The sequence below is a fragment of the Streptomyces sp. NPDC088766 genome, from assembly GCF_044750845.1.
Classification (GTDB): domain Bacteria; phylum Actinomycetota; class Actinomycetes; order Streptomycetales; family Streptomycetaceae; genus Streptomyces.
In genome coordinates this window covers 1-25,557 of sequence record NZ_JBIVKQ010000014.1, presented here as the reverse complement: position 1 = coordinate 25,557, position 25,557 = coordinate 1, and the positions used below count along the sequence as shown (strand labels likewise).

General features: G+C 74.4%; 21 protein-coding genes and 2 tRNA genes. 15 read left to right on the top strand and 8 right to left on the bottom strand.

Annotated elements, in window-relative coordinates; translation table 11 throughout:
- Positions 1-225: 225 nt before the first annotated feature.
- Positions 226-1,530 carry a hypothetical protein gene (locus ACIP5W_RS20375; RefSeq protein WP_401475115.1) on the top strand — a complete coding sequence of 435 codons (1,305 nt, stop codon included), beginning with the start codon at positions 226-228 and terminating at the stop codon, positions 1,528-1,530.
- A gap of 348 nt (positions 1,531-1,878) precedes the next feature.
- Here the strand turns inward: ACIP5W_RS20375 and ACIP5W_RS20370 are convergent, their stop codons facing one another.
- Positions 1,879-2,202 carry a hypothetical protein gene (locus ACIP5W_RS20370; RefSeq protein WP_401475112.1) on the bottom strand — a complete coding sequence of 108 codons (324 nt, stop codon included), beginning with the start codon at positions 2,200-2,202 and terminating at the stop codon, positions 1,879-1,881.
- A gap of 98 nt (positions 2,203-2,300) precedes the next feature.
- Between ACIP5W_RS20370 and ACIP5W_RS20365 the strand changes: the two genes are divergently transcribed.
- Complete coding sequence (locus ACIP5W_RS20365) at positions 2,301-2,513, top strand: hypothetical protein (protein ID WP_382795854.1); 213 nt, start codon at positions 2,301-2,303, stop codon at positions 2,511-2,513.
- An 18-nt stretch (positions 2,514-2,531) separates the two neighbouring features.
- Here ACIP5W_RS20365 and ACIP5W_RS20360 read toward each other — a convergent pair whose 3' ends face one another.
- Positions 2,532-3,188 carry an SDR family oxidoreductase gene (locus ACIP5W_RS20360; protein WP_401475107.1) on the bottom strand — a complete coding sequence of 219 codons (657 nt, stop codon included), beginning with the start codon at positions 3,186-3,188 and terminating at the stop codon, positions 2,532-2,534.
- A 130-nt stretch (positions 3,189-3,318) separates the two neighbouring features.
- Complete coding sequence (locus ACIP5W_RS20355) at positions 3,319-4,587, bottom strand: amidohydrolase family protein (RefSeq protein ID WP_401475104.1); 1,269 nt, start codon at positions 4,585-4,587, stop codon at positions 3,319-3,321.
- Between the two features lie 250 nt (positions 4,588-4,837).
- Here ACIP5W_RS20355 and ACIP5W_RS20350 point away from each other — a divergent pair.
- The 9 genes from ACIP5W_RS20350 (at position 4,838) to ACIP5W_RS20310 (ending at position 12,743) form a co-directional block, all read left to right on the top strand.
- Positions 4,838-4,910 (top strand) — tRNA-Thr (locus ACIP5W_RS20350).
- A 46-nt stretch (positions 4,911-4,956) separates the two neighbouring features.
- Positions 4,957-5,029, top strand: a tRNA-Met gene (locus tag ACIP5W_RS20345).
- An 89-nt stretch (positions 5,030-5,118) separates the two neighbouring features.
- The gene (rpmG, locus tag ACIP5W_RS20340; protein ID WP_003948671.1) at positions 5,119-5,283 is read left to right on the top strand and encodes a 50S ribosomal protein L33; all 165 of its coding nucleotides are present in this window, start codon (positions 5,119-5,121) and stop codon (positions 5,281-5,283) included.
- Between the two features lie 114 nt (positions 5,284-5,397).
- Complete coding sequence (locus ACIP5W_RS20335) at positions 5,398-5,850, top strand: MaoC family dehydratase N-terminal domain-containing protein (RefSeq protein WP_382794890.1); 453 nt, start codon at positions 5,398-5,400, stop codon at positions 5,848-5,850.
- Position 5,851: 1 nt separating this feature from the next.
- A complete protein-coding gene (locus tag ACIP5W_RS20330; RefSeq protein ID WP_401475100.1) occupies positions 5,852-6,280 on the top strand; it encodes a MaoC family dehydratase in 429 nt (142 codons plus the stop codon).
- A 181-nt stretch (positions 6,281-6,461) separates the two neighbouring features.
- Positions 6,462-7,517: a UDP-N-acetylmuramate dehydrogenase gene (locus ACIP5W_RS20325; protein ID WP_401475098.1), complete on the top strand. Its 1,056-nt coding sequence runs from the start codon at positions 6,462-6,464 to the stop codon at positions 7,515-7,517.
- Between the two features lie 255 nt (positions 7,518-7,772).
- A complete protein-coding gene (locus tag ACIP5W_RS20320) occupies positions 7,773-11,291 on the top strand; it encodes a CHAT domain-containing protein (RefSeq protein WP_401475095.1) in 3,519 nt (1,172 codons plus the stop codon).
- Positions 11,278-12,084 (top strand): hypothetical protein, encoded by an 807-nt coding sequence (locus ACIP5W_RS20315; protein WP_401475092.1) that lies wholly within the window; start codon positions 11,278-11,280, stop codon positions 12,082-12,084. The genes ACIP5W_RS20320 and ACIP5W_RS20315 overlap by 14 nt, the downstream gene beginning before the upstream one ends.
- Entirely contained in the window at positions 12,081-12,743 is a 663-nt protein-coding gene (locus ACIP5W_RS20310) for an RES family NAD+ phosphorylase (RefSeq protein ID WP_401475089.1), read from the top strand. Before ACIP5W_RS20315 ends, ACIP5W_RS20310 begins: the two co-directional genes overlap by 4 nt.
- Positions 12,744-12,853: 110 nt before the next feature.
- On the opposite strand, the gene ACIP5W_RS20305 is transcribed toward ACIP5W_RS20310, so the two are convergent.
- From ACIP5W_RS20305 to ACIP5W_RS20290, 4 genes are read right to left on the bottom strand one after another with little or no spacing between them, the layout of a single operon-like run.
- On the bottom strand, positions 12,854-13,516 hold the full coding sequence (locus ACIP5W_RS20305; RefSeq protein ID WP_401475086.1) for an FHA domain-containing protein: 663 nt from the start codon (positions 13,514-13,516) through the stop codon (positions 12,854-12,856).
- The gene (locus ACIP5W_RS20300) at positions 13,510-15,579 is read right to left on the bottom strand and encodes an AAA family ATPase (RefSeq protein ID WP_401475083.1); all 2,070 of its coding nucleotides are present in this window, start codon (positions 15,577-15,579) and stop codon (positions 13,510-13,512) included. Before ACIP5W_RS20300 ends, ACIP5W_RS20305 begins: the two co-directional genes overlap by 7 nt.
- 35 nt (positions 15,580-15,614) lie before the next feature.
- On the bottom strand, positions 15,615-17,237 hold the full coding sequence (locus ACIP5W_RS20295) for a hypothetical protein (RefSeq protein WP_401475080.1): 1,623 nt from the start codon (positions 17,235-17,237) through the stop codon (positions 15,615-15,617).
- Positions 17,234-19,864 (bottom strand): serine/threonine protein kinase, encoded by a 2,631-nt coding sequence (locus ACIP5W_RS20290; RefSeq protein WP_401475077.1) that lies wholly within the window; start codon positions 19,862-19,864, stop codon positions 17,234-17,236. Before ACIP5W_RS20290 ends, ACIP5W_RS20295 begins: the two co-directional genes overlap by 4 nt.
- A 367-nt stretch (positions 19,865-20,231) precedes the next feature.
- Between ACIP5W_RS20290 and ACIP5W_RS20285 the strand changes: the two genes are divergently transcribed.
- Positions 20,232-21,338, top strand: coding sequence for a macro domain-containing protein (locus ACIP5W_RS20285; protein ID WP_401475074.1), 1,107 nt, complete (start codon positions 20,232-20,234; stop codon positions 21,336-21,338).
- A gap of 68 nt (positions 21,339-21,406) precedes the next feature.
- Here the strand turns inward: ACIP5W_RS20285 and ACIP5W_RS20280 are convergent, their stop codons facing one another.
- Positions 21,407-22,090: a 4Fe-4S single cluster domain-containing protein gene (locus ACIP5W_RS20280; protein WP_401475071.1), complete on the bottom strand. Its 684-nt coding sequence runs from the start codon at positions 22,088-22,090 to the stop codon at positions 21,407-21,409.
- Positions 22,091-22,468: 378 nt separating this feature from the next.
- On the opposite strand from ACIP5W_RS20280, the gene ACIP5W_RS20275 reads away from it, so the two are divergent.
- From ACIP5W_RS20275 to ACIP5W_RS20265, 3 genes are read left to right on the top strand one after another with little or no spacing between them, the layout of a single operon-like run.
- Complete coding sequence (locus tag ACIP5W_RS20275; RefSeq protein ID WP_401475068.1) at positions 22,469-23,149, top strand: hypothetical protein; 681 nt, start codon at positions 22,469-22,471, stop codon at positions 23,147-23,149.
- The gene (locus tag ACIP5W_RS20270) at positions 23,146-23,961 is read left to right on the top strand and encodes a hypothetical protein (RefSeq protein ID WP_401475065.1); all 816 of its coding nucleotides are present in this window, start codon (positions 23,146-23,148) and stop codon (positions 23,959-23,961) included. The genes ACIP5W_RS20275 and ACIP5W_RS20270 overlap by 4 nt, the downstream gene beginning before the upstream one ends.
- Complete coding sequence (locus ACIP5W_RS20265) at positions 23,936-25,411, top strand: hypothetical protein (protein ID WP_401475062.1); 1,476 nt, start codon at positions 23,936-23,938, stop codon at positions 25,409-25,411. The genes ACIP5W_RS20270 and ACIP5W_RS20265 overlap by 26 nt, the downstream gene beginning before the upstream one ends.
- The last annotated feature ends 146 nt before the right edge of the window (positions 25,412-25,557 follow it).

Below are 25,557 nucleotides of genomic sequence, written 5' to 3'. Positions count from 1 at the left end.
TGCTGGCAGGTTCGCCGGTCCAGCTATGACCTCCGGAGCCGTTACCCGGCCGCTGGCTTTCCATGACCTGAAAGTGCATGAGGTCACGATGCGCCGGGGTAGGGTCACAGCCCACTAAAGACGAGAGGCTGACAAGGGCGACGGCAGAGGTTGTGCAGCCATCATGGCCAAGACGCGCCGTCCGTGTAGGTGGTTGATTCGCTGCTGCATTGAAGGAGGCTGCTGATGGCTGGAAAGGTCGTAACGCTGCAGGAAATCCCCAAGGCGGGTGACGAACTTGAGGACTATATTGCGGCGCTATTTCAGGCCTCAGGTCATTTCGTGGAAAAGCAGATCGTGGAGTCCGACCCAGCGGATGTGCTTGAGCTCGACATTTTCACTACCGACTATGGGCCCGAGGAGACGGTGCAGCGGCTCATTGAGGTAAAGGGCGGGAACTGGGGGTACACCGACCTATTCAAGGTAGTCGGCTGGATGAAGTACCTTGAGCTTCAGCGTGGGGCCTTTTTCGTTACGAAGTGGGATGACCGCGAGACTGCGCCCGGCCGTATGGAGCCGCTCGGCCTGGACGTTGTCTGCTTTGAGGACTTCACCACTGCTCCGCAACACTTCGAGAACAAGGGTTTTGGATCCTTTGTGGAACCTAAGCTCATTGACCTGTGGCGGCACTCGTACGGGGTCGAGCGCAAATTCTTCAAGACCATCCTCGCCCGGGCCAAGGCTGGGGCTCAGGGCGCCCGGTCAGCGAAGACCTACTACCGTCAGATCAACAATGGCACATTCTTCGCTAGGACTCCAGAGGAGTCTCTGGCGATGCTGTACGAGGCATACAGGGAACACCCGAAGCTGACGCTTGGTTACGCGCTTGAGCTCGATGGAGGAACCTTCGACCCCCACACGCCGACGATTCAGAGTTCGAGTTACCAGGCCGCCCTGCGAGAGGGCGAGTACCCGGAGCTGCAAGCCTGTATGTACTTCGAGCAGCGTGCCCGGCTCGCAATCCTCAAGGCTGCAGTGGACTACGCACTCGCGAACCCGGACGGGCCACCAGAACCAGTGTCGGAAGATGGGAAGTGGTTCTTCTTCCGAGGGCTGATGTATCACACGCTTCCGGCATCGTTCCAGATCGGCATGGACTGGCTGCGGGAGCAGCCCAACTTCCGACGCTACGCGACCTTCTGGCAGCAGTTTCTCTGGGGATGGGGAGGGTTCTACCTCGAAGATAGGAAGGACGAGGAGTTCGAGTGGATGTCCACGTACTCCGGCATCCCAGCCGATGAGATCCCTACGGCGCTCGAGGCCTTCGACCGCTTCTTCCCGATAGCGGGCGACTGGTTCGTCACACCTGGGTGGACCGATGTTCGCATGCTCAAGATGGTCCCGATGGTCTTCCAAGGCGTCGGTGCTCACCATCGACGGGTCCAGTACGGCCTGGGGAAGAGCGTCTCCGCTCTTCAAGTAAGTGCGCCATACACGCATAGTGACCTGGCGCGGCGCATCAACTGCGCTGTCAATTTCCTGCTCTCGTAGCTGGAGATCGTTGACCCTTCTGTTCCCCCAGGCGTCCCCCGGCGGCGCTAGCTGCCAGGGAACTCGCTGGTCGCAGAGGGTAGATGGAGCCCGCTGTAAATCTGCCGGCTCAGCCTTCCCAGGTTCGAATCCTGGCGCCGCCACGCTGAGTAAGACCCCCTCCGAACTGCGGAAACGCAGGGCGGAGGGGGTCTGCTTCGTTTCCGGCCGCTTTCTCCAGTCCGGACGGGCGGTAGGGGACGGCGCCCGGCTCATCGGTCGCCGGACAGCGATTCCACCGATGGGCCGAGCATGGACGACGGCCCCGATGCCACCCCCGCTGCGGGCCTGGACGGCGGCTCCGCTTGCCTACCCCGCTGCGGGCCCGGACGGCGGCCCCGCTGCCGGTCCCGACGCCTCCTCCCGTTCCCGTGCCCTGGTCGCTTTCCGCACGTCCTCCTCGACGTCGTTACGAGGTCTGCTCTCGTCCTTGGCGTACTCCGTGAGCGCGGCCTGGGCGTCGCGGGCGAGGTCGCGCCAGGCGCGCCAGGCGGTCTCGTAGGTGTCGGTCTGGGCCTGGGACCAAGGGGCCGCCGTGGGTGCGCCGTAGGTGTCCCGCAGGTGCAGGACCCTCGCGTGCGCCTCGTCGGCCGCTCGCTGTTTCGCCACGAGTTCCTCGAAGGTATGTGCCATATGTAGCGATGCTAGGGAGAGGACGCCGGTCGCGCGCGGCGAACGGGGCGTGCGTTGCCGTGCGGTACTCGCGTGGCGCACTGGGGCAGACTGAGCGCATGTCCAGCCGTCGCAGAACCTGCCCCGAGTGCCGTCGGGAGATCGCCGTCGTCGCCGGACGGTTCGCCCGGCACGACCCGCCCGGCGCGCGCGAGAACGGCCGGCTGACGTCCTGCCCCGGCTCGCGCAGCGCGGCACAACTGGGTGCCGTCCAGCCATCGTTGGACGGGTACGTGGTGTCCGACATTCCCGGTCAGCTGCCCTTGTTCTGAACGCGCCCGGCGGCGCGCTCAGTTGCCCGCGACCGACCTCACCGCCACCGGTACCGGCGTCGACCCGGAGACCAGCTCCAGGGTCAGGCCGGCCGTCGCCGGGGTGTCCAGCAGTTCCGCGAGGACGGCGGCCACGTCGTCGCGCGGGATCGACCCGCGCCCGGTCTGCGCCTCCAGCCGGACGAGGCCCTTGCCCGGGTCGTCCGTGAGGGAACCGGGGCGCAGAATCGTCCAGTCGAGACCGTCCAGCCCCTGGACGTGCGCGTCGGCCTCACCCTTGGCGCGCAGGTAGACGTCGAAGACCTCGTCGCCCCGGCGGTCGGGGTCGGCACCGTAGGAGGACACGACGAGGAAGCGGCGTACGCCCGCGCGGACCGCCGCGTCCGCGAACAGGACCGCCGCGCCCTTGTCGACGCTCTCCTTGCGGGACGTTCCGCTGCCCGGGCCGGCGCCCGCGGCGAACACCGCCGCGTCCGCGCCCCGCAGGACGTCCGCGACCTCCGGCTCCGACGCCGACTCCAGGTCCAGCACGACCGGTTCGGCGCCGACGGCCCGCAGGTCGTCGCTCTGCTCGGCCTTGCGGACGATGCCCGCGACCTCGACTCCGCGTGCGGTGAGCAGACGCTCCAGCCGCAGCGCGATCTGACCATGACCTCCGGCGATGACAATGCGCATGCCTTCGACGGTACGCCCGGCCGGGCCGTACGGCGCGTCACCGGTGCCGGACGCCGTGTCCCGCGGACGCCGGATCCCGACGGACGCCGTGTCCCGCGGACGCCGTGTCCCGCGGACGCCGGATCCCGGCCTACGGCGACGTGCTCCGCCCCTGTCGTGGCAGTCCCAGCTCCTCCGCCGCCGCCGAGTCGCAGTACTCGCGCACCGCGCTGGTGCGGGCCACCACCCGCCCCCGGTGGATCACGATCCGGCTGTACGCCAGCGACAGCGCGCCCGCCAGGCGGTCGCCGCGGACGGCCAGCAGGTCGGCGGGGAAGCCCGCCTCCACCCGCACCTCGGGCAGTCCCAGGGCCGCCCGCGCGGACGTGCTGACGGCGTCGTACGCCTCCTCGGGGCGCAGGCCGTGGCGGGAGGCCAGGAGGTACGCCGCCTCCAGCGGGTCGCCCCGGCCGACCGGGTTGGAGACGTCCCGGAGGGTGCCGCTGCCGGCCGCGACCCGGACGCCGGCCGCGCGCAGCAGCCGTACCGGAGGCGTGTCGCGGCGGTCGGTGGCGCCGCAGCCGCCCTGCGGGAGGCACACCACCGTCACGCCCGCCGCGGCGAGTTGGTCGGCGGTGCGGGCCGCGGACTCGGCGGGGAGGCGGGCGAGGGCGGCGCACGGGCCGAGGGTGACGCCGGGGCGCAGTCCGCCGGCCATCGCGGCCAGGCGGGCCAGACGGGCCGGGTCGGCGGCGTCGGTGTGCAGGTCGACGGGGCAGCCGTGTTCGGAGGCGACCTCCAGGACGGCCTCCACGTAGCCGGTCGGGTCGGGGTCGAGGTCCGGGCAGCCGCCCACCACCGAGGCGCCCATCTTCAGGGCGTCCCGCAGCATCGCGAGCCCGTCCGCGCCCGCCGCCCCGGTCAGCAGCCGGGGCATCGCCACCGTCGTCACCTCGGCCAGCCCGCGCAGCGAGCGCCGGGCCTGGAGGACGGCCGCCAGCGAGCCGAGCCCCTGGACGTCGCCGACGCGCACGTGCGCGCGGGACGCCGTCGCCCCGTGGCCGAGTTGCAGCAGGGCGGCCTCGGTGGCCCGGCGCTGGACGTCCTCGGGGGCGTACGAGACGGGTCCTTCGGTGTCCGCGGAGAGGGCGGTGTCGGCGTGGGCGTGGGGTTCGGCGGGGGCGGGCAGCAGGAGGTACCCGCCGAGGTCCACGCGGGTGCCGGGGGCGGGAGCGGGGCCGGCCGTCAGGCTGCCGGCGGTGCCGACCGCCTCGATGCGCCCGCGGCCCAGCCGTACGTCCACGGTCCGGCCGTCCGTGAGGCGGGCGCCGCACAGCAGGAGGGTGCCGGGGTCCGGCTGCCCGTCCGGGGAAGCCGACGTCCCGGACGGCGGGGGCGGCTGCGGCTGGCTGTCGGGCATCGCGCTCCAGGGGCTCGGCAGAGAGTGGGGGGCTCGCTGCCCGGGGGCTCGGGCAAGATCACGCAGAGTGAGTCGAGCCTAGGGCTGCCGTCCGGCGCTGTCGGGGAGGAGCGCAATAGTCGTACCGGTGTGGTCCGGTGGGCCGGAGGGGCTCAGGAGCGGTGCGCCGCCTGGGCGGAACGGGGGCCGGCGGGGTCGGGCAAACGGATTTGGGTGAACGGCTGCGGACCGTGTAATGTCTTCATCGCTCGCCCCAATAGCTCAGTCGGTAGAGCGTCTCCATGGTAAGGAGAAGGTCTACGGTTCGATTCCGTATTGGGGCTCTGGTGGGTGAGGTTCCCGTCGCGAGGCGGGACCTGATCCCATCAAAGCGGTGTAGCTCAGTCGGTAGAGCAAGCGGCTCATAATCGCTGTGTCACCGGTTCAAGTCCGGTCACCGCTACTGACAGTAGCCGATTGTGGGGTCGGTCCTTCGATCGGCTACTCTTTCTTGCGTATATATGTCCCATCCGTTCGTCAAGGAGCACTCACGTGGCTGCCACCGACGTCCGCCCGAAGATCACGCTGGCCTGCGTGGAGTGCAAGGAGCGGAACTACATCACCAAGAAGAACCGGCGTAACAACCCGGATCGACTGGAGATGAAGAAGCACTGCCCGCGTTGCAACGCGCACACCGCGCACCGCGAAACGCGATAATTCAGGCTCGTACGCGAGGCCGTCCCCGAGTGATCGGGGGCGGCCTCGCGTCGTTGAGCGACCAGTACCGGTCAGTAGAGCGACGCAGAGCAAGCAGCAGGAGGTGCCGAGCCGATGGCGCTCGACCAGTCCTTCGTGGGGCGGACCTACCCGCCCACCGATCCCTATGAGGTCGGCCGGGAGAAGATCCGTGAGTTCGCGGAGGCCGTGGGGGACACCAACCCGGCCTACACCGACCCGGAGGCCGCCAAGGCGCTCGGGCATCCCGACGTGATCGCCCCGCCGACCTTCGTGTTCTCCATCACGTTCAAGGCCGCGGGCCAGGTCGTCCGGGACCCGCAGCTCGGTCTCGACTACAGCCGGGTGGTGCACGGCGACCAGAAGTTCGCCTACCGGCGCCCGGTGCGGGCCGGTGACCGGCTCACCGTGACCTCCACCATCGAGGCGATCAAGTCCATGGCGGGCAACGACATCGTGGACGTCCGGGGCGAGGTCCACGACGAGGCCGGCGAGCACGTCGTGACCGCCTGGACCAAGCTCGTCGCCCGCGCGGCGGAGGAGGGCTGACATGACCGCGAAGATCTCCTACGACGACGTCGAGGTCGGCACCGAGCTGCCGGCGCAGTCGTTCGGTGTGACCCGGGCCACCCTCGTCCAGTACGCGGGTGCCTCCGGGGACTTCAACCCGATCCACTGGAACGAGAAGTTCGCCAAGGAGGTGGGCCTGCCGGACGTCATCGCGCACGGCATGTTCACCATGGCCGAGGCGGTCCGGGTCGTCACCGACTGGACCGGCGACCCGGGCGCCGTCGTCGAGTACGGCGTCCGCTTCACCCGGCCCGTCGTCGTCCCGAACGACGACGAGGGCGCGACCATCGAGGTCAGCGGCAAGATCGGCGCCAAGCTCGACGACAACACGGTCCGCGTGGACCTGACCGCGACCAGCGGCGGACAGAAGGTGCTGGGGATGTCCCGGGCGGTCGTACGACTGGCCTGAGCCCGGACCCGGTCGTACGACCGCCGGCGCGAGCGTGGCCGGCTCCGGGCGAGGCCCGCCCGGAGCCGGAGACGTCCTCACCGGCACCGCTGGGGTAAGGAGCGTCCTCCCTCGTGGGGAGCCCTTACCCGTGGTGAGTGCGCGGCCGGGGCTGTCGGTGCCGTCTCGTAGGCTTGGGCGCGTGCTGGAACTCCACGACGCCCCGCTCGCCCCGCTGACCACCTTCCGGCTGGGCGGCCCCGCCACCCGGCTGGTGACCGCGACGACCGACGCCGAGGTGGTCGCCGCCGTGCGCGAGGCCGACGCCGACGGCACGCCGCTGCTCGTCATCGGCGGCGGCTCCAACCTCGTCATCGGCGACAAGGGTTTCGCGGGCACCGCCCTGCGCATCGCCACCAGCGGCTTCGACCTCGCCGGCACGGCCCTGGAGCTGGCCGCCGGTGAGGTGTGGACCGACGCCGTCGCCCGCACCGTCGAGGCCGGACTGGCCGGCGTCGAATGCCTGGCCGGCATCCCCGGCTCGGCCGGCGCGACCCCGATCCAGAACGTGGGGGCGTACGGCCAGGAGGTGTCCGCCACGATCTCCGAGGTGATCGCCTACGACCGCCGCACCGGCGAGACGGTCACCCTCGGCAACGAGGAGTGCGCCTTCTCCTACCGGCACAGCCGCTTCAAGGCCGACCCCGAGCGCTACGTCGTCCTGCGCGTCCGCTTCGCCCTGGAGGACGCCGACGGGCTGTCCGCGCCGCTCAGGTACGCCGAGACGGCACGCGCCCTGGGCGTGGCGCCCGGCGACCGGGTGCCGCTGCAGCAGGCCCGCGAGACCGTGCTGAAGCTGCGCGCGGGCAAGGGGATGGTCCTGGACGCCGAGGACCACGACACCTGGTCCGCCGGGTCCTTCTTCACCAACCCGATCCTCACCGACGCCGACTTCGCGGTGTTCCACGCGCGCGTGAGGGAGCGGCTCGGCGAGGACGCCGTACCGCCCGCCTACCCGGCGGGGGAGGGGCGCACCAAGACCTCCGCGGCCTGGCTGATCGACAAGGCCGGCTTCACCAAGGGCTACGGCGGCGGGCCCGCCCGTATCTCCACCAAGCACACCCTCGCCCTCACCAACCGGGGCGAGGCCACCACGGAGGACCTGCTGGCACTGGCCCGGGAGGTCGTGGCAGGGGTGCGGGAGGCGTTCGGCGTCACGCTGGTCAACGAGCCGGTGATGGTGGGGGTCGGGCTGTAGGAGCCGAGCCCGCCGCGGGTGCGGTGCGGTGCGGTGCCGGTGGGCAGGGGGCGGCCGCGGGCCAAGGGCCTCCCCCGATCCGTAGCCCCGGCCGCCGCGGACGCCCCCTGACTCGATGGTGGCCCTCCGGACATCTCCTGACTCCCCCGCAGCACGGTTGTTTCCCGGTCGGTGCGGCTGAAATACGGCCGAAACCCCCGCGCGGGTCCTGCGGCGCCGCCACCATGTGGGTGAAAGGGATCCGGGGAGGCGCGCGTGACGGTGAGCGGGACGCAGGGGGCGGCCGGGGCGGAACAGGCCGGGGCCGAACAGGAGGCCCGGACACGGGAGCTGTTCCGGCGGGCTACCGCCGTCAGCCAGGAGTGGGCCCGCGCCGGAGAGGGCGGCGGACTGCCGGACGGTCCCGCGACCGAACGGATGCTGCGCGAACTAGCGGACGCCGAGCAGGAGAGGGACGGGGCCGCACGGCGGGCGTTACGGATGGCGCGCGGCACACTGCTCGCCGTCCGCCACCTGGCCGACGCCACGCACGGCGGGGCCGCCGACCCGGCGGGGGACCGCGCCGAGGCCCTGGTCCTGCTGCGGGAGGCCCGCGAGCCGGAACCCGTCACCGAGCGGGAGACGCAGTCCCGGACGGCCGTCACCAAACTCCTGATCCGGCTGCTGGTGCCGCAGTTGCCGGACCTCGCCTTCCGGGGCAGGCAGGACATGATCGACGTACTGACGGTCGGCGCCACCTTCATGGCACCCGACGGCGGCGTGCTGCGCGAGGATCTCGCCGAGGTCGGCGCCCTGCTGGCGGAACTCGCGGAGACCGCCGACCCGGCCGACCGTCCCGACCTCGAACACTGGACGACGCTGCTGCGGCTGCTGCAGACCGCCCGGGACCGGGACTCGCTGCTCGAACTGGGGAACTACGCCACCTCGACCGGCGCGATGCCGCCGCAGCTCGGGATGTTCATGGGCGCCGCGCTGGAGATGCTCAAGGACCTGCCCGACGTCCCGCCCGCACCCCTGGGCGGCTCGCGGCAGGAGATCCGCGAGCAGGTGGAACTCGCGGCGGACGACATGCTGCCGCTGCTGGAACTGTTCGCGCCCGGCATCCTGCGCCCGGAGGAACTGGAGCAGGCGGTCGACGGCCTGCCGCGCGGCTCCTGGCAGGAACAGGTCACCGCCGGCCTGGCCCGCTTCGGCATGGCGATGCGCTCGGGCGACCCGGAGGACCTGGTGGAGGCGGCCGAGCCGCTGCTGCGGGCCGGACAGGACGAGGACGTCCCCGCCGGTGTGGCGGCCGTCCTCCAGGCGGCGCTGCTGTCCGGCGCCGCCCTCAACGGCGGCAACATCGAGGACGCCAAAGCCGCGCAGCGCCTGCTCACCGAGAACATCGACCTGGCGGCGCTCGCCGGCGGCATGACCCCGGGCACGGCAGGCCGGGACTTCCTGGAGACCGGCCGCGCCCTCCTGGAGTACCAGCGGGTCTGCGACGCGCCCGAGGACGACCTCGACGCGTTCGACGACATCGGCGAACGCCTGCTGGCGATGCGCCAGGAACTGTCCGCGGACAGCGGCTCGGCGAGCGTCGTCCTCTTCGTCCTCGGCTTCCTGCAACTGCGCCGGACCATGGCCATCGGCCGGGCCGGCGGAGCGGTGGCCCCGCCGCTGCGGCGGGCGCTGATGTACCTGCGCGAATCGAAGGAGCACCCCGGCATGCCGATCGCGCTGCGGGGGGTCCTGGCGCCCGTCGCGGCCCTGTGCAAGGCGCTGGAGCAGTACATCGAGCCCTCCGCCGCCAGCCTCCTGGACGACGTGGAGGAGCTGCGGGCCGCGCTCGGCGGCCCCCGCGTCGCCGCCGACCAGGACATCCGCGCGCGCCTCGGCATGGCCCTCGTCCTCGACGTCGAGTACGACCGGCGCGGTGATCCGGCCGCCCTCGCGGCGGCACTGCGCGAACTGGAGGCGGCCCGCGCCGAGATCGGCGACCACACCGGGAGCGGCACCGCGCAGGACGTGTACCGCAAGCTGGCCGAGCAGTACCGCCGCCGCGGCGGCCCCGGCGACACCGGGCGCGCGCTGGAGGCGACCGAACGGCTGCTGGAGAGGGTCGCCGAGGACGTGCTGCTCCAGATCGGTGCCGAGCACGGTCTCGAGGCGGCCCGGGCGGCCGCCGACCGCGGGGTCACGGCCGCCGTCTGGGCGGCGGAGAACGGCGACGCCGCCACCGCGCTGCGCGTCCTCGAGGCGGGCCGCGCGCTCGTCCTGCGCGCGGTCGCGGCCTCGGCGAGCGTGCCGGAACAGCTGGAGGCGCACGGCGAGACGGACCTCGCCGCCCAGTGGCGCGAGGCCGCCCGCGCGGGTGCGGACGCTGGCGCGGGTGCGGATGCCGGTGCGGACGCCGCACGCAAGGACGCCGGCACCCTCATCCCCAGCACCCTGCGGCGCCGGGCCCTGCGGGCGCTGCGCACCGCCGGGATCGCGGCCGGGCCCGGATGGCAGGAGGTGTCCGACGCGGCGGAGGCCGCCGGGGTCGACGCCGTGGTGCATCTGCTCGTCGGACAGGGCGACGGGCCCGGCCGGGCGCTGGTGGTACGGCCCGGACTGGCGCCGCTCGCGCTGGAGCTGACCGGACTCGGGGCAGCCGGACGCGCGCCCCTGGACCGGTATCTGGACGCGGCACACGACCGTTCCGCCCTCACCGCACCCGACGTACCGTCCTCGGCGCCCGGCCGGGCGGCGGCGGTGGCGGCCTGGGAGGCGGCCCTGGAGGAGCTGTGCGACTGGGCGGGGCCCGCCGTGATGGGGCCCGTCCTGGACGTGGCCCGGCCCGGCCGCCCGGCCCGCCCCGGCGATCCCGTGCGGCTGGTGCTGCTGCCCGCCGGGAACCTCGGCGTCGTGCCCTGGCACGCGGCCCGGCTCGGTGCGGGACCGCGGGCGGGGGAGCGGCCCGTGTACGCCGTGGACCACGCCGTCCTCAGCTACGCCGCGTCCGGGGCGGAGTTCGTGCGGTCCGCCGCCCGGCCCCGGCTGCCCCTGGCCGAGGCTCCGGTCCTCGTCGCCGACCCGCGCGCCACGCTGGCGTACGCGGAACACGAGGTCGAGGCGTTGCGCGCCGCCTTCTATCCGAGGGCCCGCTGCTTCGGCTTCCTCAGCCGGAACGGCTTCGACGTCGACGGCACCCCCGACGAACTGCTGCCGCTGCTGCCCGGCGGCACCGCCGAACGCCCCGCCACCCTGGTCGAGTTCGCCGTCCACGGGATCGCCGGAGACCTGCCCACCGTGTCGAGGCTGCTGCTGCACCGGCCGCGCGGCGGCGCCGTCGACGATGCCGCGGGCCTGCTCACCGTACGGCGGCTGCTCGGGGCGCCCGCCGCGGACGGGGGCGGCGGTGCCGGGCCGCTGGTGGTGCTCAGCGCCTGCGAGACCGACCTCAGCACCCGGGACCACGACGAGACGCTCACGCTCACCACCGCGTTCGTCGCACGCGGGGCCGCCGACGTCATCGGCTCCAAGTGGTCGGTAGCCGACGCCAGTTCGGCCGTCCTCATGTACGCCCTGCACCACTTCCTCGCCGAGGGCGCGGACCCCGCGCAGGCGTTGCGGCGGGCCCAGTTGTGGGCACTGGACGCCGCCCGGCCCGCGCTGCCCGGCCTCCCCGGGCCGCTGGCCGCCCGGATCAAGGGCAAGCCGGCCCTGCCCGCGGACGCCTGGGCCCCCTTCATCCATCAGGGCAACCCCGGACCGGTCCGACCCGAAGGGAACACCGTTGGACACGAATGAACTGCTGGCCCTTCTGGTCAGACACCGGCGAGAGCTCCGGCAATGGCTGGACGAGGACCAGTACCGGCACTTCCTGGCCATGACGGAACTGCTGCGCGAGGTCGGCGACGACCCCGCGCGGGCCGGCATGGCCGTGATGGCGATCGTCCGTTCCCTGTGGCCCGTCCCGGACGAGGCGGGCGTACTGGCCGAGTTGCTCCACGCCGACCGCCGCTCGATCGCCACGGCGACGACCGTACCGGCGCCGGAGGCGGTGCTCGCGGCCCTGGAGGAGCTGTACGCGGCACCGGCGGCGGGGGAGGCGGACCGCCCCGGCGCGACGGGCGCGGGCGCGGACCGCGCCACCCGGCTCGACCCCGTCGCGGTCGAGCCCGCTCACCCCGGCCCGGTCGAGCCCGGCCCGGTCGCCCCTGATCCGGTCGACCCCGATCCGGTCGCCGCCGTCCTCGCCGCCGCGCGGCGGCGGTTGCTCGCCGTGCCGTGCCGGGCCGCCGCGCCCGCCGGGAGTACGGCCGCGGGGGAGGGCCCCGCCGACGTCATCGTGCTGGCCGACCCGCAGGACGGGCCGCGCAGCCCCGATTTCCAGTTCGACCCGGACACCGGGCGGCCCCGGGACATCGTCGTACGGATCAACCGCATCCTGCTCGCCGACCGCGACCCCTGGGGTGCCGCCGACTGGTGGCTGGGCCGCAACTCCTGGCTGGGCGGGCCACCGGCCTCGCTGCTCGGCCGGGTGCCGGACGACCGGCTGGCGGACGCCGCCCTGGCCCTCGTCGAGGAGGGCGGCCGATGACGCGGCAGATCCCCCCGGAGATCACCATGGTCCCCCGGGTCACGATGCTCCCCGCCGGCACCGCGCTCTGGCGCTGCCACCGCAGCCGCTACCCGGCGACCGGCTTCAAGTCGGTCGAGGCACACACACTGTTCGGCGGCAGCCGCTTCGACTGCACGGCCGAGGACCCCTACCCCTACCTGTACGCCACCCGTGAACCCGCCACCGCACTGGCCGAGGTCCTGCTGAGGTCCATGGACTTCGACCCGGTGGTCGGCGCCCGGCTGGTGCCGTGGGCGCAGGCCAGCCGGTACACGCTCGCCCAGGTCGTCACCGACACCGATCTGACCTTCGTGTCGCTGCGCACCGAGGAGGACCTGGCGGCCGTCTGCCAGACGAGCTGGCTGCTCGACTCCGAGCCCGACGACTACCCGCGCACCCGGTACTGGGCGAGGGAGCTGCGGCGCCAGGCCAAGGAGGCCCACGGCCTGCTCTGGCAGTCCCGGCGGCACCGGCCGCGCGAGGCGCTGGTGCTGTTCGGGGACCGCTGCGACGGTGTGCCCTTCCACGACGAGCCGCTGGTCTCCCACGACCTCGCCACGCTCGCCGGGGTGGACGCGGCGAACCGGCTGCTGGCCCCGCTGCGCGCGGTGATCGTCCCGCCGGAGCCCGCGGACTGACGGCGTCCCCCGCGCCGGTCAGCTCCCACGGCGGCCGGTGCGGGGCCGTCCCGCGGGCGGCTGGCTCCACGACGGTCAATCACGCCTGCCGGCGCCGGCGCGGGGCCGTCCTACGCGGGCGGCTCCTCCACCACCAGCACCGTGAACGCGCAGTACGTGCCGAGCCGTACCGTGTCCCCGTCCGCCACGGGGACCCGGTCGCCCGGCGGCACGCGCTCGCCGTTGACGAAGGTGCCGTTCATAGTGCCGGCCGGGTGTTCGGTCAGCCAGAGGCCGCCGTCCGGGGTCATCTCGATGCTCGCGTGGCGGCGCGAGACCCCCCGCTCGCCGTCGAGGGCGGCGGCCACGGCGGGTGCCGCCCAGGACGGATGCCGGCCCAGGTTCAGCGGACCGCAGCTGCCGTGCCGCAGGTCGACCGGCGGCCGGGTGCTGATCAGCCGCAGATGGCGTACCGACTCCTGGCACTCCGGACAGGCGGACGTACCGGAGGGGACGTCCGCCGCGCAGGACCAGCAGGGGTGGGTCCGGGGCACGACGGAGGTCCGCGGGCCGGACGGCCAGGGAGGCGGTTCGTCCCGTTCCTCCCCGGCCTCGTCCTCCTCGTCGCCCTCTTCGTCCCCTCCGTCCCCGTTGCCCCCGTCCCCGCTCCCCCGGTCCCGCCAGGGCGGTGTCTGCGCCTCCTCCCCCTCCTCCCGCTCGTCGTCGAGGAACACGTCCTCCGCGAGGGCCTTGTCGACGTACCGCGGAGGGCGTGCCTCCTCGTCCGTCACCACGGCGGCCGCCGGTCCCGGGCCCGTTCGCCCGGTACGGCGTCGATGTCCAGGCGGATGCCGCCGTCCGGCTGGACGGCGACCCGCGAGACGGTGACGACCGTGCCGGGCGTCAGCTCCACGCCGAGGTCGAACATCGCGCGGGCCAGCGGGTTGATGAGGTGGGTCTCCAGTTTCATGCCGATGCCCCGGCCGCCGTTGTGCCGGTCGCGCGTGCACTCGTCGGCGAGGACCTTCTCGGCTTCGGGGAGGACCTTCAGGCGCAGGCCGCCCTGGCGCCGCATGTGCTCGGCGATGTTGCGCAGCTGTCCCTTGAAGATGAGGTGGGCGGTGGGCTCGTCGATGTACTGGAAGACGACGACGTTCCCGCCGAGCCGGTTCAGCAGTTCGGGCCGCTTCAGGGTGTGCTCGAAGTGGTGGCGGACGTTGCCGAGGATCTCCTCCTCGAACGCGGCCCGCTCCGCCGGTGTCTCGGGCAGCCGGTCCCGCCCGGCCGGGGCGGACAGGGGCCGCCCGTCCGGGCCCGACGGGCCGTGCACGCCCAGGTTGGACGTGAAGATGAGGACGCACTCGCTGAAGTACGTCGTCACGCCCTGGCCGTCGGTGAGCCGGCCGTCCTCCAGGACCTGGAGGAACTTGTCCAGGACGCCCTTGTCGGCCTTGTCGATCTCGTCGAACAGCACCACCCGGAACGGGTCCTCGCGGACCGCGCGGGTCAGCTCGCCGCCCGCCTCGTAGCCGACGTATCCGGGCGGGGCGCCCACCAGGCGGTCGGCCGAGTGCGGGGCGGAGAACTCGCTCATGTCGAAGCGCAGACAGGCGTCCTCCGAGCCGAACAGGGTCGTCGCCACCGCCCGCGCCAGCTCCGTCTTGCCGGTACCGGTCGGTCCGGCGAAGAACAGCACACCGCGCGGCCGGTGCACGGACGTCGAGGCGGCCTGCGCGCCGGAGAGGCCGAGCGCCGCCCTCTTGAGCACGTCGAGGGTCTGCGTGACCGCCTTCTCCTGGCCGCGCACCCGCTCGCCGATGACGGTCTCACCGTCCCGGATGCTGTCGGCGACCGCGCCGCCGGTCCACGGATTGCGGCTGACGCCCAGTTCGTAGAGGCGGACCGCCTGGTCCATCTCGGCGAACGACAGCCGGCGGGCCCGGGCCAGCCGCATGCTCTCCCGCATGGCGCGCAGCGTGAGCCCGCCGGCGGCCCGCGCAAACCGCACGACGTCCTCGTCCGTCGGCTCCTCCCGCTCGGCCCCCTTCAGCAGCGGCCCCACGTCGAGCCCGGTGGCGGTCTCGGGGACGCCGGCCTGCCCGGCGAGCAGTTCCGCCATACGGCGACGCTGGCCCAGGTCCGGCATCGGTACCCCGATGCTGCGCACCCGTACGCTGCTGGTCACCAGCCAGGCGGGCAGGTCCCGTTCGCCGTCGGCGAGCCAGATGACCGGGTTGAACAGGGCACGTCCGGTCTTGGTACGGGGGAAGGGCCGGGCCTCCTCTGCGATCTTCAGACAGCGCAGGAAGAAGGTCCGTTCCTCGTCGCTGAGCTGGTTGGCCTGGGTGGGGATGCGAGAGGCGAAGTCGACGAGCAGCGCCGCGTGCACCGGTTTCTGGTAGTCGTCGTAGCGCGGATTGTCCTTCGGGGGGCCGGGCCGCTCACCTGCCCAGCCGCGGGCGAAGGACTCGAAGACCCGCGCCGCCTGGCTGCCGTCCTCCTCGTCCGGACGGCCGGGAATCCGACGGGTGTTGCGCTGGAGGAGGGTGTTCATGTCGAGGCCGTCCTCGCTGCGGGCGACGGTGAATCCGGCCACCTGGTCGTAGCGCAGCAGGCACTTGTAGCCGGCCCGTCGCAGGCCCTCCCACAGGAGGTCGTCCAGGCACAGCGCGCGGTTGCGGCGGGTGCCGTCGTCCCGTACGTCGGCGACCAGGTGGTCGTCGCGGACGTTGCCGTGCAGGACGTACTGGGAGTGGACGCTGAGCGTGGCGAACAGCTCGGCGGCGAAGGGCGGTTGGACGGTACGGGTGACGGCCGCCTTGGTCAGGGGCGGCGACTGGAGGGGAAAGCTGGTCAAGGGTCCTCCGGGGAAGGCGGCGACGCGGGCGCCGGTCAGTGGTCGTGGTGGCGTTGCAGGGGCCGGCGCGGGGCCTGCCGCCGCGCCGGCCTGTGGCGGGACTCGGTCAGGCCGGGCGCCGGTTCGCCCGTGCGGACCTGGCTCCGCGACCAGGTGAACTCCGCGCGGACGCCCTCCGCTTCGGTGAGCCGGCCCAGTTCCCCGACGTATCCGGAGCTCTCGGCACACCGCTCCTCGTCCCAGGCCGCCCAGCGGGCCACCGTGGCCGGGTCGGCCTCCTCCTGGGGAGTCAGCGGCCGGCGCATGGTGAAGACACGGGCCTGGCCCGTCGAGGTGAGCCGGACCCGCAGCCAGTACCGGCCGCCCCAGGCCGCCGGTGCGAAGTCCCAGTGCTCGGAGTCCATCCGGGCGTGCACCGAGCCCTCGCCCCACCGTTCGGTCGCCCGGCGCAGCGCCGCCACCAGGTACGCCCGCTGGAGGGCTGCCGAGCGGGCCACCAGGGCCTGCCGGACGGTGCGTTCGTCCGCCCCCGAGGGCGCGACACCGTCCCGCAGGGCACGTTCGAGCACCTCGACGGCCTCCGACGCGTCCGGCAGCCGGTCCACCCCCTCGGGCGCCGGGGCCCGCAGCGCGCCGAGGCGCAGGGCCGCGTCCCGGCGGGCCCGCTCGGCGAGCAGGGCCCGCTCCGACTCCTTGTGGGCGATCAGCGCGGCCTCGTCGAGGTAGCGCCGTACGGCCGTGGGCCGCCGTCCCACCGCCCGGCGGGCCTCCCGCAGGCAGTCGTCGATCAGGTCCCGGCCGGCGGAGGTGAACGCCAGCGGCAGCCCGGCCAGCAGTTCGGCGCCCTCGCGCAGGACGTCGTCCTCGGTGGGTGCGGTGGGTGCGGTGGGCGCGGTGTCCTCGGCGGCCGCGGTGTCCCCGGTGCGCCGCGCGGCCGTCACCTCGGGCTCGGGGCCGCCCTCCGCGTACCGGATCAGGGCCTGCCGACGGCGCTCGCGCAGCCGGTCGTACCAGTCGGCGTGCTCCGGGTCCTGCGCGTGGTCGAAGGGCAGCCGGGCGGTCGCCCGGGACGCGCGCTGGGCCTCCGCGCGGCGCAGCGCGCACTCCGTCTCGGCCAGCCGCTTCCACAGCACGTCGAGAGGGACGCCGACGGGCTGCACCGGGGCGGGCAGCGGTGGGTCGCCGGGCCCCGAGGGGTCCAGGCCCAGGACGGTGATCCGCGCGTTGAGCCCGGCCGCGGCCTCCGCCGCGCGCCGCCAGCACTCGCCGGCCGTCTCCAGCGACGCCTGGCGCCTGGAGAGGGCCTCCTGTTCGGCGGCGACCTTGTTGTTGAACGCAGCCAGGGCCACCGTGCCCCGCAGTGCCAGCCGCGTGACGAGCAGCGCCCCGCTGAGGTCGGCCAGGCCGAGGACGGCGGGCACGATCATGTCGTGGAGCTGGTCCGCGACGTGCCCGACGGCGTCGCCGAGATGCGCGGCGGCGTCGCCGGCATGGTCGGAGACGGCACCGGTCAGGTGCCCGGCCGCCGTGTCCGTCACCTCGGTCACGTCCGGGACGCCGGTGTCCAGGGGCAGGGCCGCCGGGTCGAGCGGGTAGCCGTACGCCGAGACGTCCGGCATCACGGTCAGCAGATCGGTACCGGCGAACGCGCTGCTCACGCCACTCCTCCAGAGGGGGAACCAGAACCAGAAGGGGTACCGGCGCGGGAGCCGGTACGAGGGTCGGACGGGGAGCCGGGTCCGGAAACGGAGCCGGGCCGCGGTGGCGGGCCCGGTTCGGAGGGCGTCCCGGCCCCGGAGGGCACCCCGGGCTCCGGCGAGCGCAGGGGCCGCCTGGCGCCCGGTACCGTCCCACCGCCCGTATCGCCGGCACCGCCCGTATCGCCGGCACCGCCCGTACCGCCTCCCGTCCCGGCCACCCCCGTGAGCGGTCGCCCGGCCCCGCGTGCCGCCGCGAGCCGGGCGTTCCAGGCCCGTACCCGCAGCACCGACGAGACCAGCAGGGCCAGCACGGTCGCCGCGGGCCAGATCCACACCGCGAGCAGGAACGTGCCGACCACCGTCCCCGCCACGGCGGCCAGGGCGAGCGCCGCCCACAGCCGGCCCCGCCACCCCCGGCGCGTGATGCGGCGGGTCACCGGCAGGGACCGGCGGGTGAGCAGGCCCATCAGCGAGTGGTCGGGGTGGTAGCGCGGCCCGATGTACCAGGCCGTCCAGCACTCCACGGCCAGCAGCGCCGCCAGCGAGGGGACGCTCAGCAGCCAGGCCGTCAGCACGGTCGGCTGCGGCGCGCGGCCGGTGACGTCGGCCAGGCCGACCACGAAGGCGTGCGGGAAGAACAGCAGGAGCGCGCCGCCCGCGGCCCTGCCCAGCACCACCGGCAGCTCCAGCCGCCGCTGCACCAGCCGGAAGTGCCGCGAGGCGGCGTCCGTCGCCGCGAGCTGCCGGTTGCGCTCCCGTTCCCGCCGGATCGCCCGCGCCTGCTCCAGGGCCAGCGGATGCAGGCGCAGCGCGAGCAGCAGCGGCACCGGCTCGCGGGCGTCCTCGGCCAGCCGGACGAACCAGGACACGTGGGCGGGCAGGCTGTGCACCGCCCGCTCCAGGTCGGCGCGGAGTCTGCGGGTGGCCGGGGCCGGAGCGGCGGCCAGGTGGAGGAGCTCGGCGCTCAGGGCCGGTCCGGTGCCGGTCGCGGCGCGCAGGCCGTCGCGGTCGTCGCCGACCTCGGGTATCGCGGACAGCCGGGCGACGGCCGCGTCCCACTGGTCGTGATGGTCCTGCCAGCGCTGGTCGACGTGGGCCAGCTCCTCGCCGCCGCGCCGCGCGGCCAGCCGGCCGAGCAGCCGGTGCCGGTGCAGCTCACCCATCACGTCCACGCACTGCCGGTCACCGGCCGCCGCGCGTCCCGCGAAGGCCGGCAGGTCGCCGACGCCGAGCGGGATGCCCCGGTAGCCGGGTTCCTGCTGCGGGGCCATCCAGCCGATCAGGTCGATCAGCGTGCCCGCGTCCGGCCTGTGCCGCAGCCCCTCCCGCAGCAGGCCGTCGAGGGCCTCGGCGCGGACGGGGTCCCGTTCGGGGCGGAACTCGCCGAGCCAGCGGCCGAGCCGTTCCCGCTCCCTGCCGCGGGCCAGCCGGCGCACCATGGCGGGCCAGTCGGCGTCGAACTCCTCGCCCAGCCGTGCCGGATCGGTGAACGTGCGGCCCGCGTGCTCGAAACGGGGCAGGTCCGGGGCGGGACCGGCCCCGGCGCCCGGCCGGTCCGCCGTGCCGTCGGCGGTGCCGTCGGCCGTGCGCGGGGCGGGTCCCAGCCGGGACACGGCCCGGGGACTGCGCCCGGCCAGCCACTCGGCGACCTGCGCCGAGCCCCAGCGGTCCTGCGGATGGTGGGCCAGCAGGCCCCGGCACAGCAGCCGGACCCGCCCGTCGGTGATGCCGCCGAGGTCGAGTGCGCCCGCCTGCACCGCGTCCATCACCGAGGCCGGCTCGTGGTGCCTCTCGACCGGGTGCCGGCCGCGGGCGGCCTCGGCGACCAGGACGCCCAGCGACCACCAGTCGTCGGCCGCGCGCACGATCGGCTTGCGCAGCAGCGCCTGCGGCGAGGCGTAGCGCGGGGTCGCGGCCCAGGCGCCGGACGCCTCGCGCGGGGAGCGGGCGACGAGCGAGATGCCGAAGTCGATCAGGACGAGGTCCTCGGTGGGCCGGGCGTAGTCGCCGAGGACCAGGTTGGACGGTTTCACGTCCCGGTGCACCACGCCGGCCGCGTGCAGCGCGGTCAGGGCGCCGTGCAGCCGGCCGACCAGCCCGCGGATCTCCTCGGACGACAGTTTTCCGCGGTCGCGCAGAAAGGTGGCGAAGTCGGTGCTCCCGTGCGAGGGCAGCACATGGAAGGGAGCCCCGTCGGCCGTGCCCCGTTCCAGGACGTACGACAGCCCGTCGTGCAGCGGCTCGGACAGCAGGGCGGTCACCTCGTCGTCGGGGGCCGCGTCGGGGTGGAACCACTTCAGCACCCGCTCGGTGTCGGGGCCCGCGGCCCTTTGGTCGAGCACCCGGAACACGGCCGCGCGCAGCTCGGCGGAGCGGCCCTCCTCCCCGGCCCGGTGCACGGTCTGCTCACCGCGCCTCGGCAGGCGCTCGCGCGCCACGAAGCGGGCGGCCAGGGTGGGCGGCAGTGTGCCCGGATCACCTCGCGGGTCGGGCGCGGGCAGGCCGCCGGGCGCCGGTTCCGGCTCGTAGAGCGTCGGCGGGACGAGGTCCTCGCCGGGGCCACCGGGATCAGCAGGAAACGTCATGGAATTCACCTGCGGACTAAAAGGACCGAGCGGTCCGGGTGCGGACGGGTGGAACGGGCGGAACAGGCGCAACGGCGGGCACGGTGAGAACGGCGGGCACGGTGAGAACGGCTGGTGCGGTGAGAACGGCTGGTGCGGTGAGAACGGGAAGCGAAGGGCGGCCGGTGCGGGCGTGACGAAAAAGAATTCGGATGGATATGCGATTTCGTCGCCGGTGCGGACCACGGGGAATTCCGTGGCAGGGCGAAGGCGTCCCGGGGAGCGCGCCGGAACGGAAACACGACCGCCGTACCGCCCCCGCTCCGGCACCGCCCGCGCTTGCCGAACACCCGGCGGTCGCGGCACCGGCGCCGATATGTTGACCGGCATGAACCCTGACGGTCTGCCGGACCGTGCCGACCTCGAACGGGAACTGCGGAACCTGCGCCGTGGCGGCCTGCCCGCGCTGCAGTCGCTGGTGCCCCGAGGGCTGCGCGCGGTCACCCTGCACGCCGGATACGCCGAGGGCGAGGACGACCTGGCCGACGGGGCGGAACGGCTCGTCCGCGCCGCCGCCGAGAGGCTCGGCACCGACGACCTCATCGGCCGCGCCGCCCAGTGCACCTTCGGTCTGCTGCCCGGTCACCGGGGCGACCCGGCCGCGGACCGGCGCCGGGCGGCGGCCCAGGTGTACGGGGTGAGCGACGAGCGCTACCGGCACAGCCAGGAGCGGCGGGTCGTCGAGCAGATGGCGGGGGCCATCCTCGCCGAGGCCCGCGAACCGGTCGTCCGCGCACCCCGGCCCGCCGCGCCCGGCCCCCGCCCCGCCGCCCGCCCGGCCGGGGCACGCCCCGCGCCGGTGCCGCACACCGGGCTGCCGGGACGGGCCGGGAGCCGGCCGGTCACCGTGCACGTCTCGCCCATCGAACTGCTGCGGGACATCGATGTCCTCGTCTCCTCGGAGAACATCCACCTGGAGATGTCCAAGTCGTTCCGGCCCACCGTCTCGGGGGCGCTGCGCCGGTCGGCGGTCGTCGGCCGCAGCCCCGAGGGGCCGGCGACCGACGTCCTGGCCGAGGAACTCGCCGCCTGGGTACGCGCCAGGCCCGGTGTCCTGCCCCTGCGGCCCGGCACCGTGGTGCCCACCGGGCCCGGTGCCCTCGCCGAGCGAGGGGTGCGCCGCGTCTACCACGCGGCCCTCGCGATACCCGACGGCCTCGGCTACCGCGTCGACCCGCAGGACATCGCCACCGCGGTCGCGGCCTGCTTCGCCAGGGCCCGCCAGGAACGCGCCGCCGGCCTGCGTTCGATCTGTTTCCCCCTGCTGGGCGCGGGCCGTGGCGGCCTGGACCGCCGCACCAGCGCCGAGTGGTTGCGCTGGTCCATAGAGGACGCCCTCACCGCGGACCCCGACTGGTCCGTGCACATCGTGACCCGGTATCCGGATGCGGCGAGCCACTTCGACGCGAAGGTTCCGCAGACACCGGGGGCGTAGGAGACGCAGCCGGCCCACGGGGCGGGGACCGGTGCCGCCGAAGGGCGCGCCGACCGCCGCCCGCTCCCTCACCCCCGCCAACTCGGCCCCCTCAGCCGTACGCCCGACGCCGCCAGGCGCAGCTCCAGCCGGCGCAGTTCACCGCGGGCCGGGACGCCGTACAGGCGGGTGGCCGTACCGTCGGCGCGCAGCGTCACCCGGGGGCCGGGGGCGTACGCGCGGGTGAGGTGAGGGCCGTAGCGGGCGGTGCCCAGGCGGGTGCGGGGGACCAGACGCTGGTTGGCCGAGCCGCGCCAGACCAGGTCGGTCGGCTCGGCGACCCGGAACCGCCCCGTCACCACCGCGTCCGCGCCCGCCAGCGCCGACCACACCCGCGCCGGTACCTCGCCCGGTTCGTGGCCGGTGTAGACCAGCAGGTCCGCGCGCGGGCCGTCGCCGCGGCGGCGCAGCCGGTCGGCGCCCCTCAGCAGCGCGGCCAGCGCGGCCGGCTGGGCCAGCGGCTCCCCGCCGCTGACCGTCAGGCCCTGCGCGCCACGGTCCAGCGCGGCCTGCCACAGCCGGAGAAGTTCGCCCACGGTGACCGTCCGCCCGCCCGCCGGGTCCCAGGTGTGCCGGGACATGCAGCCGGGGCAGGCGAGGGCGCAGCCCTGGAACCACAGGGCCAGCCGGCGGCCGGGGCCGAGCGTCTCGACGGGGAAGTACCCGTCGGCGATCCGCACCTCGCGCGCCGTGTCGGCGTCGTACTCGGCCATGCGCCCCCCCTTGCGCCCCTGTACTCCCTGAACGCATCCGGCGCGCACCGGCATGCATTCGAAGATCTATTCGCTTGTACGGGTCTCCGCGGCCCGAAGCGGAAGCGAAGACTATTCCGGTTCCCGCCCGCCCCACCGGTGTTTTCGGAAGTTTTCCAGGAACGCCGACACCACTCCGGTCGCCCTCCGGTCGATCTCCGGTCGATTCCCGGACGGCCGGAAATCCGGTGTCGGAAATCCCTCCCTCCGGCGTTCTTTTTTCCCCTAGGCTGCGCCAAATCCCGGATTCCGGCGGGGCCTTCGCCCCGGCCAGGGCACCGTCGCCGTGCCCGCACGCGGCCCACAGGGGCGATCCGGGTCATCGACGAGGGGGATCCCATGAGCGAGGTGAAGTCCGTCCCGACGGACTACGGCCGCAGCCGCCTCACCGCGCGCACCCGCTGGCGGGCCACCCGTCGCGGCAAGCGGGACGGACGGGCCGGCGTCGGCCCCGAGCACTACGCCCGCCAGCTCGAACACGGGCTGCGGATGGCACTGGAGGACCTGCGGTCCCGGTTCGTCACACGGCACGCGGCCCACATCGACCGCGTCCACGCGGAGTCCGCGCGGATCGTGACGGAGTACGACCACCGGCGCGAGGACGTGCCCGCGGCCCTGGCCCGCTTCGGCGGCTGGGTGTCGCAGTGGCGCACGGAGGTGACGGCCTGCCAGCAGCGCGGCCTGGCCCTCGCCGCCTGCGCCGACCAGGAACTCGCCCACTACGAAGCCGCCCACACGCGCGCCCGGGCACGCGCCCGTCGCCGGGCCGAGCGCCGCGCCGAACGCCTGGCCCGCGCGCGCGGCGACCACCGGACCGAGCCGCCCGACGTGCCCGAGCCGCCCGGCCCACCCGAGTGGGCCACGGCCGGCCCGGCCCTGGCGGCACCCGACGAGATATGGACGGGAGCACCGGACTGGATGCTCGACGACGCCCTGGTCCGCAGGGCCCTGCACATCCTGGAGCAGAGGATCGGGCCGGCGGCCGCGGCGGCCGGCCGGGGAGAACGGGGGACCCGATGAGCACCGCACAGCACGCCGCACGCCGTACGGCCCGGCAGGCCACCGGCCACGCCGCACACCGCACCGCCCACCACGCCGCCACGCGCACCGCACGGGTGACCGCCGCCCTGGGCGCCGCGGCCCTGCTGCTGACGGGGTGCGGGGTGCTCGACGGACCCGACCGGCTCTCCGCCGACTGCACGGTCGTCGTCGACGGCTCCGGCTCCGGAGCAGACAGCGAGAACGGCTTCCGCGCCAAGGAGAAACTCAAGGCGACCGTGCCCGGCTTCCTGGCCGACCAGAAATGCCGCTACGTCTCCTACGCGCCCATCACCGCGGCCTCCACCGCCTCCTCCTGCCAGGTGCCGCGGATGGACCTCGACCCGGACGACGACCAGCGCTCCGACCGCAAGAGCCTGTGGGAACAGACCCGCGTCCTCGCCGAGGCGGGCGCCGAGAAGATGCTGGACTGCGCCCGCCGGCGCCAGCCCGGCTCGGACGTCCTCGGCGGACTCGAACGCGCCGCCAAGGTGCCCCGCGACGGCGACGGCACCTACCACGTCCTGGTGATCAGCGACTTCGACCAGTCCGACCCCGACTTCCGGCTCTCCAGGTTCGAGCTGGAGACACCCGCCCAGCGGGACGAGGCCGTCGCCGCCCTGGTCGCCGTACGCGGACTGCCCGAGCTGCCCGACACCACCGTCCACCGCGTCGGCTTCGCCATGCGCGGCGGCCGGACCACACCCGAACGCGTCGAGCAGATGAGCCAGTTCTGGCAGCAGGTCCTGGAGAAGGAGGTGAAGGTCGGTGTCGACGACGGATACGGGGCCTGAGGAGCCCCGCAGGCTCAGGTACGGCCTGCCCTTCCGGCGCGGCCGGGGCCGCGCCCCCGGCCTCGGCCGTACCGGCGGCGCCACCGCACCGCGCGGGCCCGTCCCGCCGACCGAGACCAAAGAGGCCAGACAGCTCCTCGCGCAGGCCGAGAACGCCGGCCGCCGCGCCGCCGGCGACGGCACCCTCAACCCGTACGTCCTCGGCTCCGTCCACCGCCTGCCCTACTTCGGCCGGCTGACCGGACTGCGCGGCCACGCCCGGGACCGGACCGTGGCCCGCCACCACGAGCGCGAGGAACGCGAACTGCGCGACTCGGCACGCCTGTACGCCGACACCGCGGCCCGCGAGGAGGACGCCCGCCGGGCCCGTGACGCCCAGGCGGAGGAGACGCGCCGCCGGCTCGCGGCCGCCGGCCGGCTGGACCGGGCGGCCGCCCGGATCGCCGCCCGCGAGGACAGCCGCGACCGCGTGCTGCCCCGGCTGGCGGGACGCATCGCCCCCGGCGGCCCCGACCGCGACCTTGGCCGGGACCCGGCCGCGGAGCCCGCCTCGCCGTACGCCTCCGACCCGGACGACGACTTCGAGCCGGAACCCGTGCCCGTCGCCGTGCCGCCGGCGGCGCACTGGGAGGGCCTGACCGAGACCGCGGCCATGGCCCGCCGGCCCCGGTTGGCCCTCGCCGCGCTGCTGGTCCTCGTCGAACTCCCGGTGTACGTCACGCTGTTCCTGGCGATCCACGACGGGACGCCGGAGGGCAGGCTGAGCGCCTACCTGCTGTCGGCCGCCGTCGGGGTCGTCATGACGGCCGGACCCTTCCAGGCCGGCCGGCAGTGGCGCCGGCGCGGGGCCACCGCCTCGCTGTGGGTGGTGCTGCCGGTGGCGGCGGCGCTGGCGTCGGTGTGGGGCTGGGCCGCCTGGTACCTGGGCGATCTGCGGGCACGGATCGTGTTCCGGGATGCCCCCGACGGGGGCATGGAGGACCTAGCCCGCCAGATGGGCGTCGACCTGCCCCCGGCGCCCACCGTGCTGGAGCAGCTCCACCTGGACCAGCACACGGTCGCCGTCACCTTCATCTCGCTGCTGCTGCTCTCCGGCGGGATCGCCTTCCTGCTGGCCCTGTCCGAGGAACATCCCTTCGTCGCCGCCTACCGCCACCACCACCGCAACCTCGAGAAGGCCGAGACGGCACTCTCGCGGGCCGTGGCCGCGGCGGCGGGGGCCCGGCGTGAGCAGGAGACGCAGGCGGAACGGGCCCGGGAGCGCGGCGAGGCACTGGCCGCCGAACTGGCCGCGGTGGACGCCGTGTTCGAGGCGGCCGCGCACGCCTACCTCGACGGTGTGCAGGCGGCCTCGCACGATCCGGCGGTCACCGAGGGCGCGATGCGGCTGTCGGCCCGCTATCCGCTGCTGCCGGAACCCGTTCCCACCCGGGCGCGGGCCGGACTCTGAGCCGGCCGGCGGGCGCCGGGCGCGGGGGGGGGGGGGGGGGGGGGGGGGGGGCCCCCCCCCCCCCCCCCCCCCCCCCCCCCCCCCCCCCCCCCCCCCCCCCCCCCCCCCCCCCCCCCCCCCCCCCCCCCCCCCCCCCCCCCCCCCCC

Excerpts from the sequence above, each read along its gene's own strand:
- ACIP5W_RS20375 (WP_401475115.1), top strand. The coding sequence starts at position 226 with ATGGCTGGAAAGGTCGTAACGCTGCAGGAAATCCCCAAGGCGGGTGAC.
- ACIP5W_RS20370 (WP_401475112.1), bottom strand. The coding sequence starts at position 2,202 with ATGGCACATACCTTCGAGGAACTCGTGGCGAAACAGCGAGCGGCCGAC.
- ACIP5W_RS20365 (WP_382795854.1), top strand. The coding sequence starts at position 2,301 with ATGTCCAGCCGTCGCAGAACCTGCCCCGAGTGCCGTCGGGAGATCGCC.
- ACIP5W_RS20360 (WP_401475107.1), bottom strand. The coding sequence starts at position 3,188 with ATGCGCATTGTCATCGCCGGAGGTCATGGTCAGATCGCGCTGCGGCTG.
- ACIP5W_RS20355 (WP_401475104.1), bottom strand. The coding sequence starts at position 4,587 with ATGCCCGACAGCCAGCCGCAGCCGCCCCCGCCGTCCGGGACGTCGGCT.
- ACIP5W_RS20335 (WP_382794890.1), top strand. The coding sequence starts at position 5,398 with ATGGCGCTCGACCAGTCCTTCGTGGGGCGGACCTACCCGCCCACCGAT.
- ACIP5W_RS20330 (WP_401475100.1), top strand. The coding sequence starts at position 5,852 with ATGACCGCGAAGATCTCCTACGACGACGTCGAGGTCGGCACCGAGCTG.
- ACIP5W_RS20310 (WP_401475089.1), top strand. The coding sequence starts at position 12,081 with ATGACGCGGCAGATCCCCCCGGAGATCACCATGGTCCCCCGGGTCACG.
- ACIP5W_RS20290 (WP_401475077.1), bottom strand. The coding sequence starts at position 19,864 with ATGACGTTTCCTGCTGATCCCGGTGGCCCCGGCGAGGACCTCGTCCCG.
- ACIP5W_RS20285 (WP_401475074.1), top strand. The coding sequence starts at position 20,232 with ATGAACCCTGACGGTCTGCCGGACCGTGCCGACCTCGAACGGGAACTG.
- ACIP5W_RS20280 (WP_401475071.1), bottom strand. The coding sequence starts at position 22,090 with ATGGCCGAGTACGACGCCGACACGGCGCGCGAGGTGCGGATCGCCGAC.
- ACIP5W_RS20275 (WP_401475068.1), top strand. The coding sequence starts at position 22,469 with ATGAGCGAGGTGAAGTCCGTCCCGACGGACTACGGCCGCAGCCGCCTC.
- ACIP5W_RS20270 (WP_401475065.1), top strand. The coding sequence starts at position 23,146 with ATGAGCACCGCACAGCACGCCGCACGCCGTACGGCCCGGCAGGCCACC.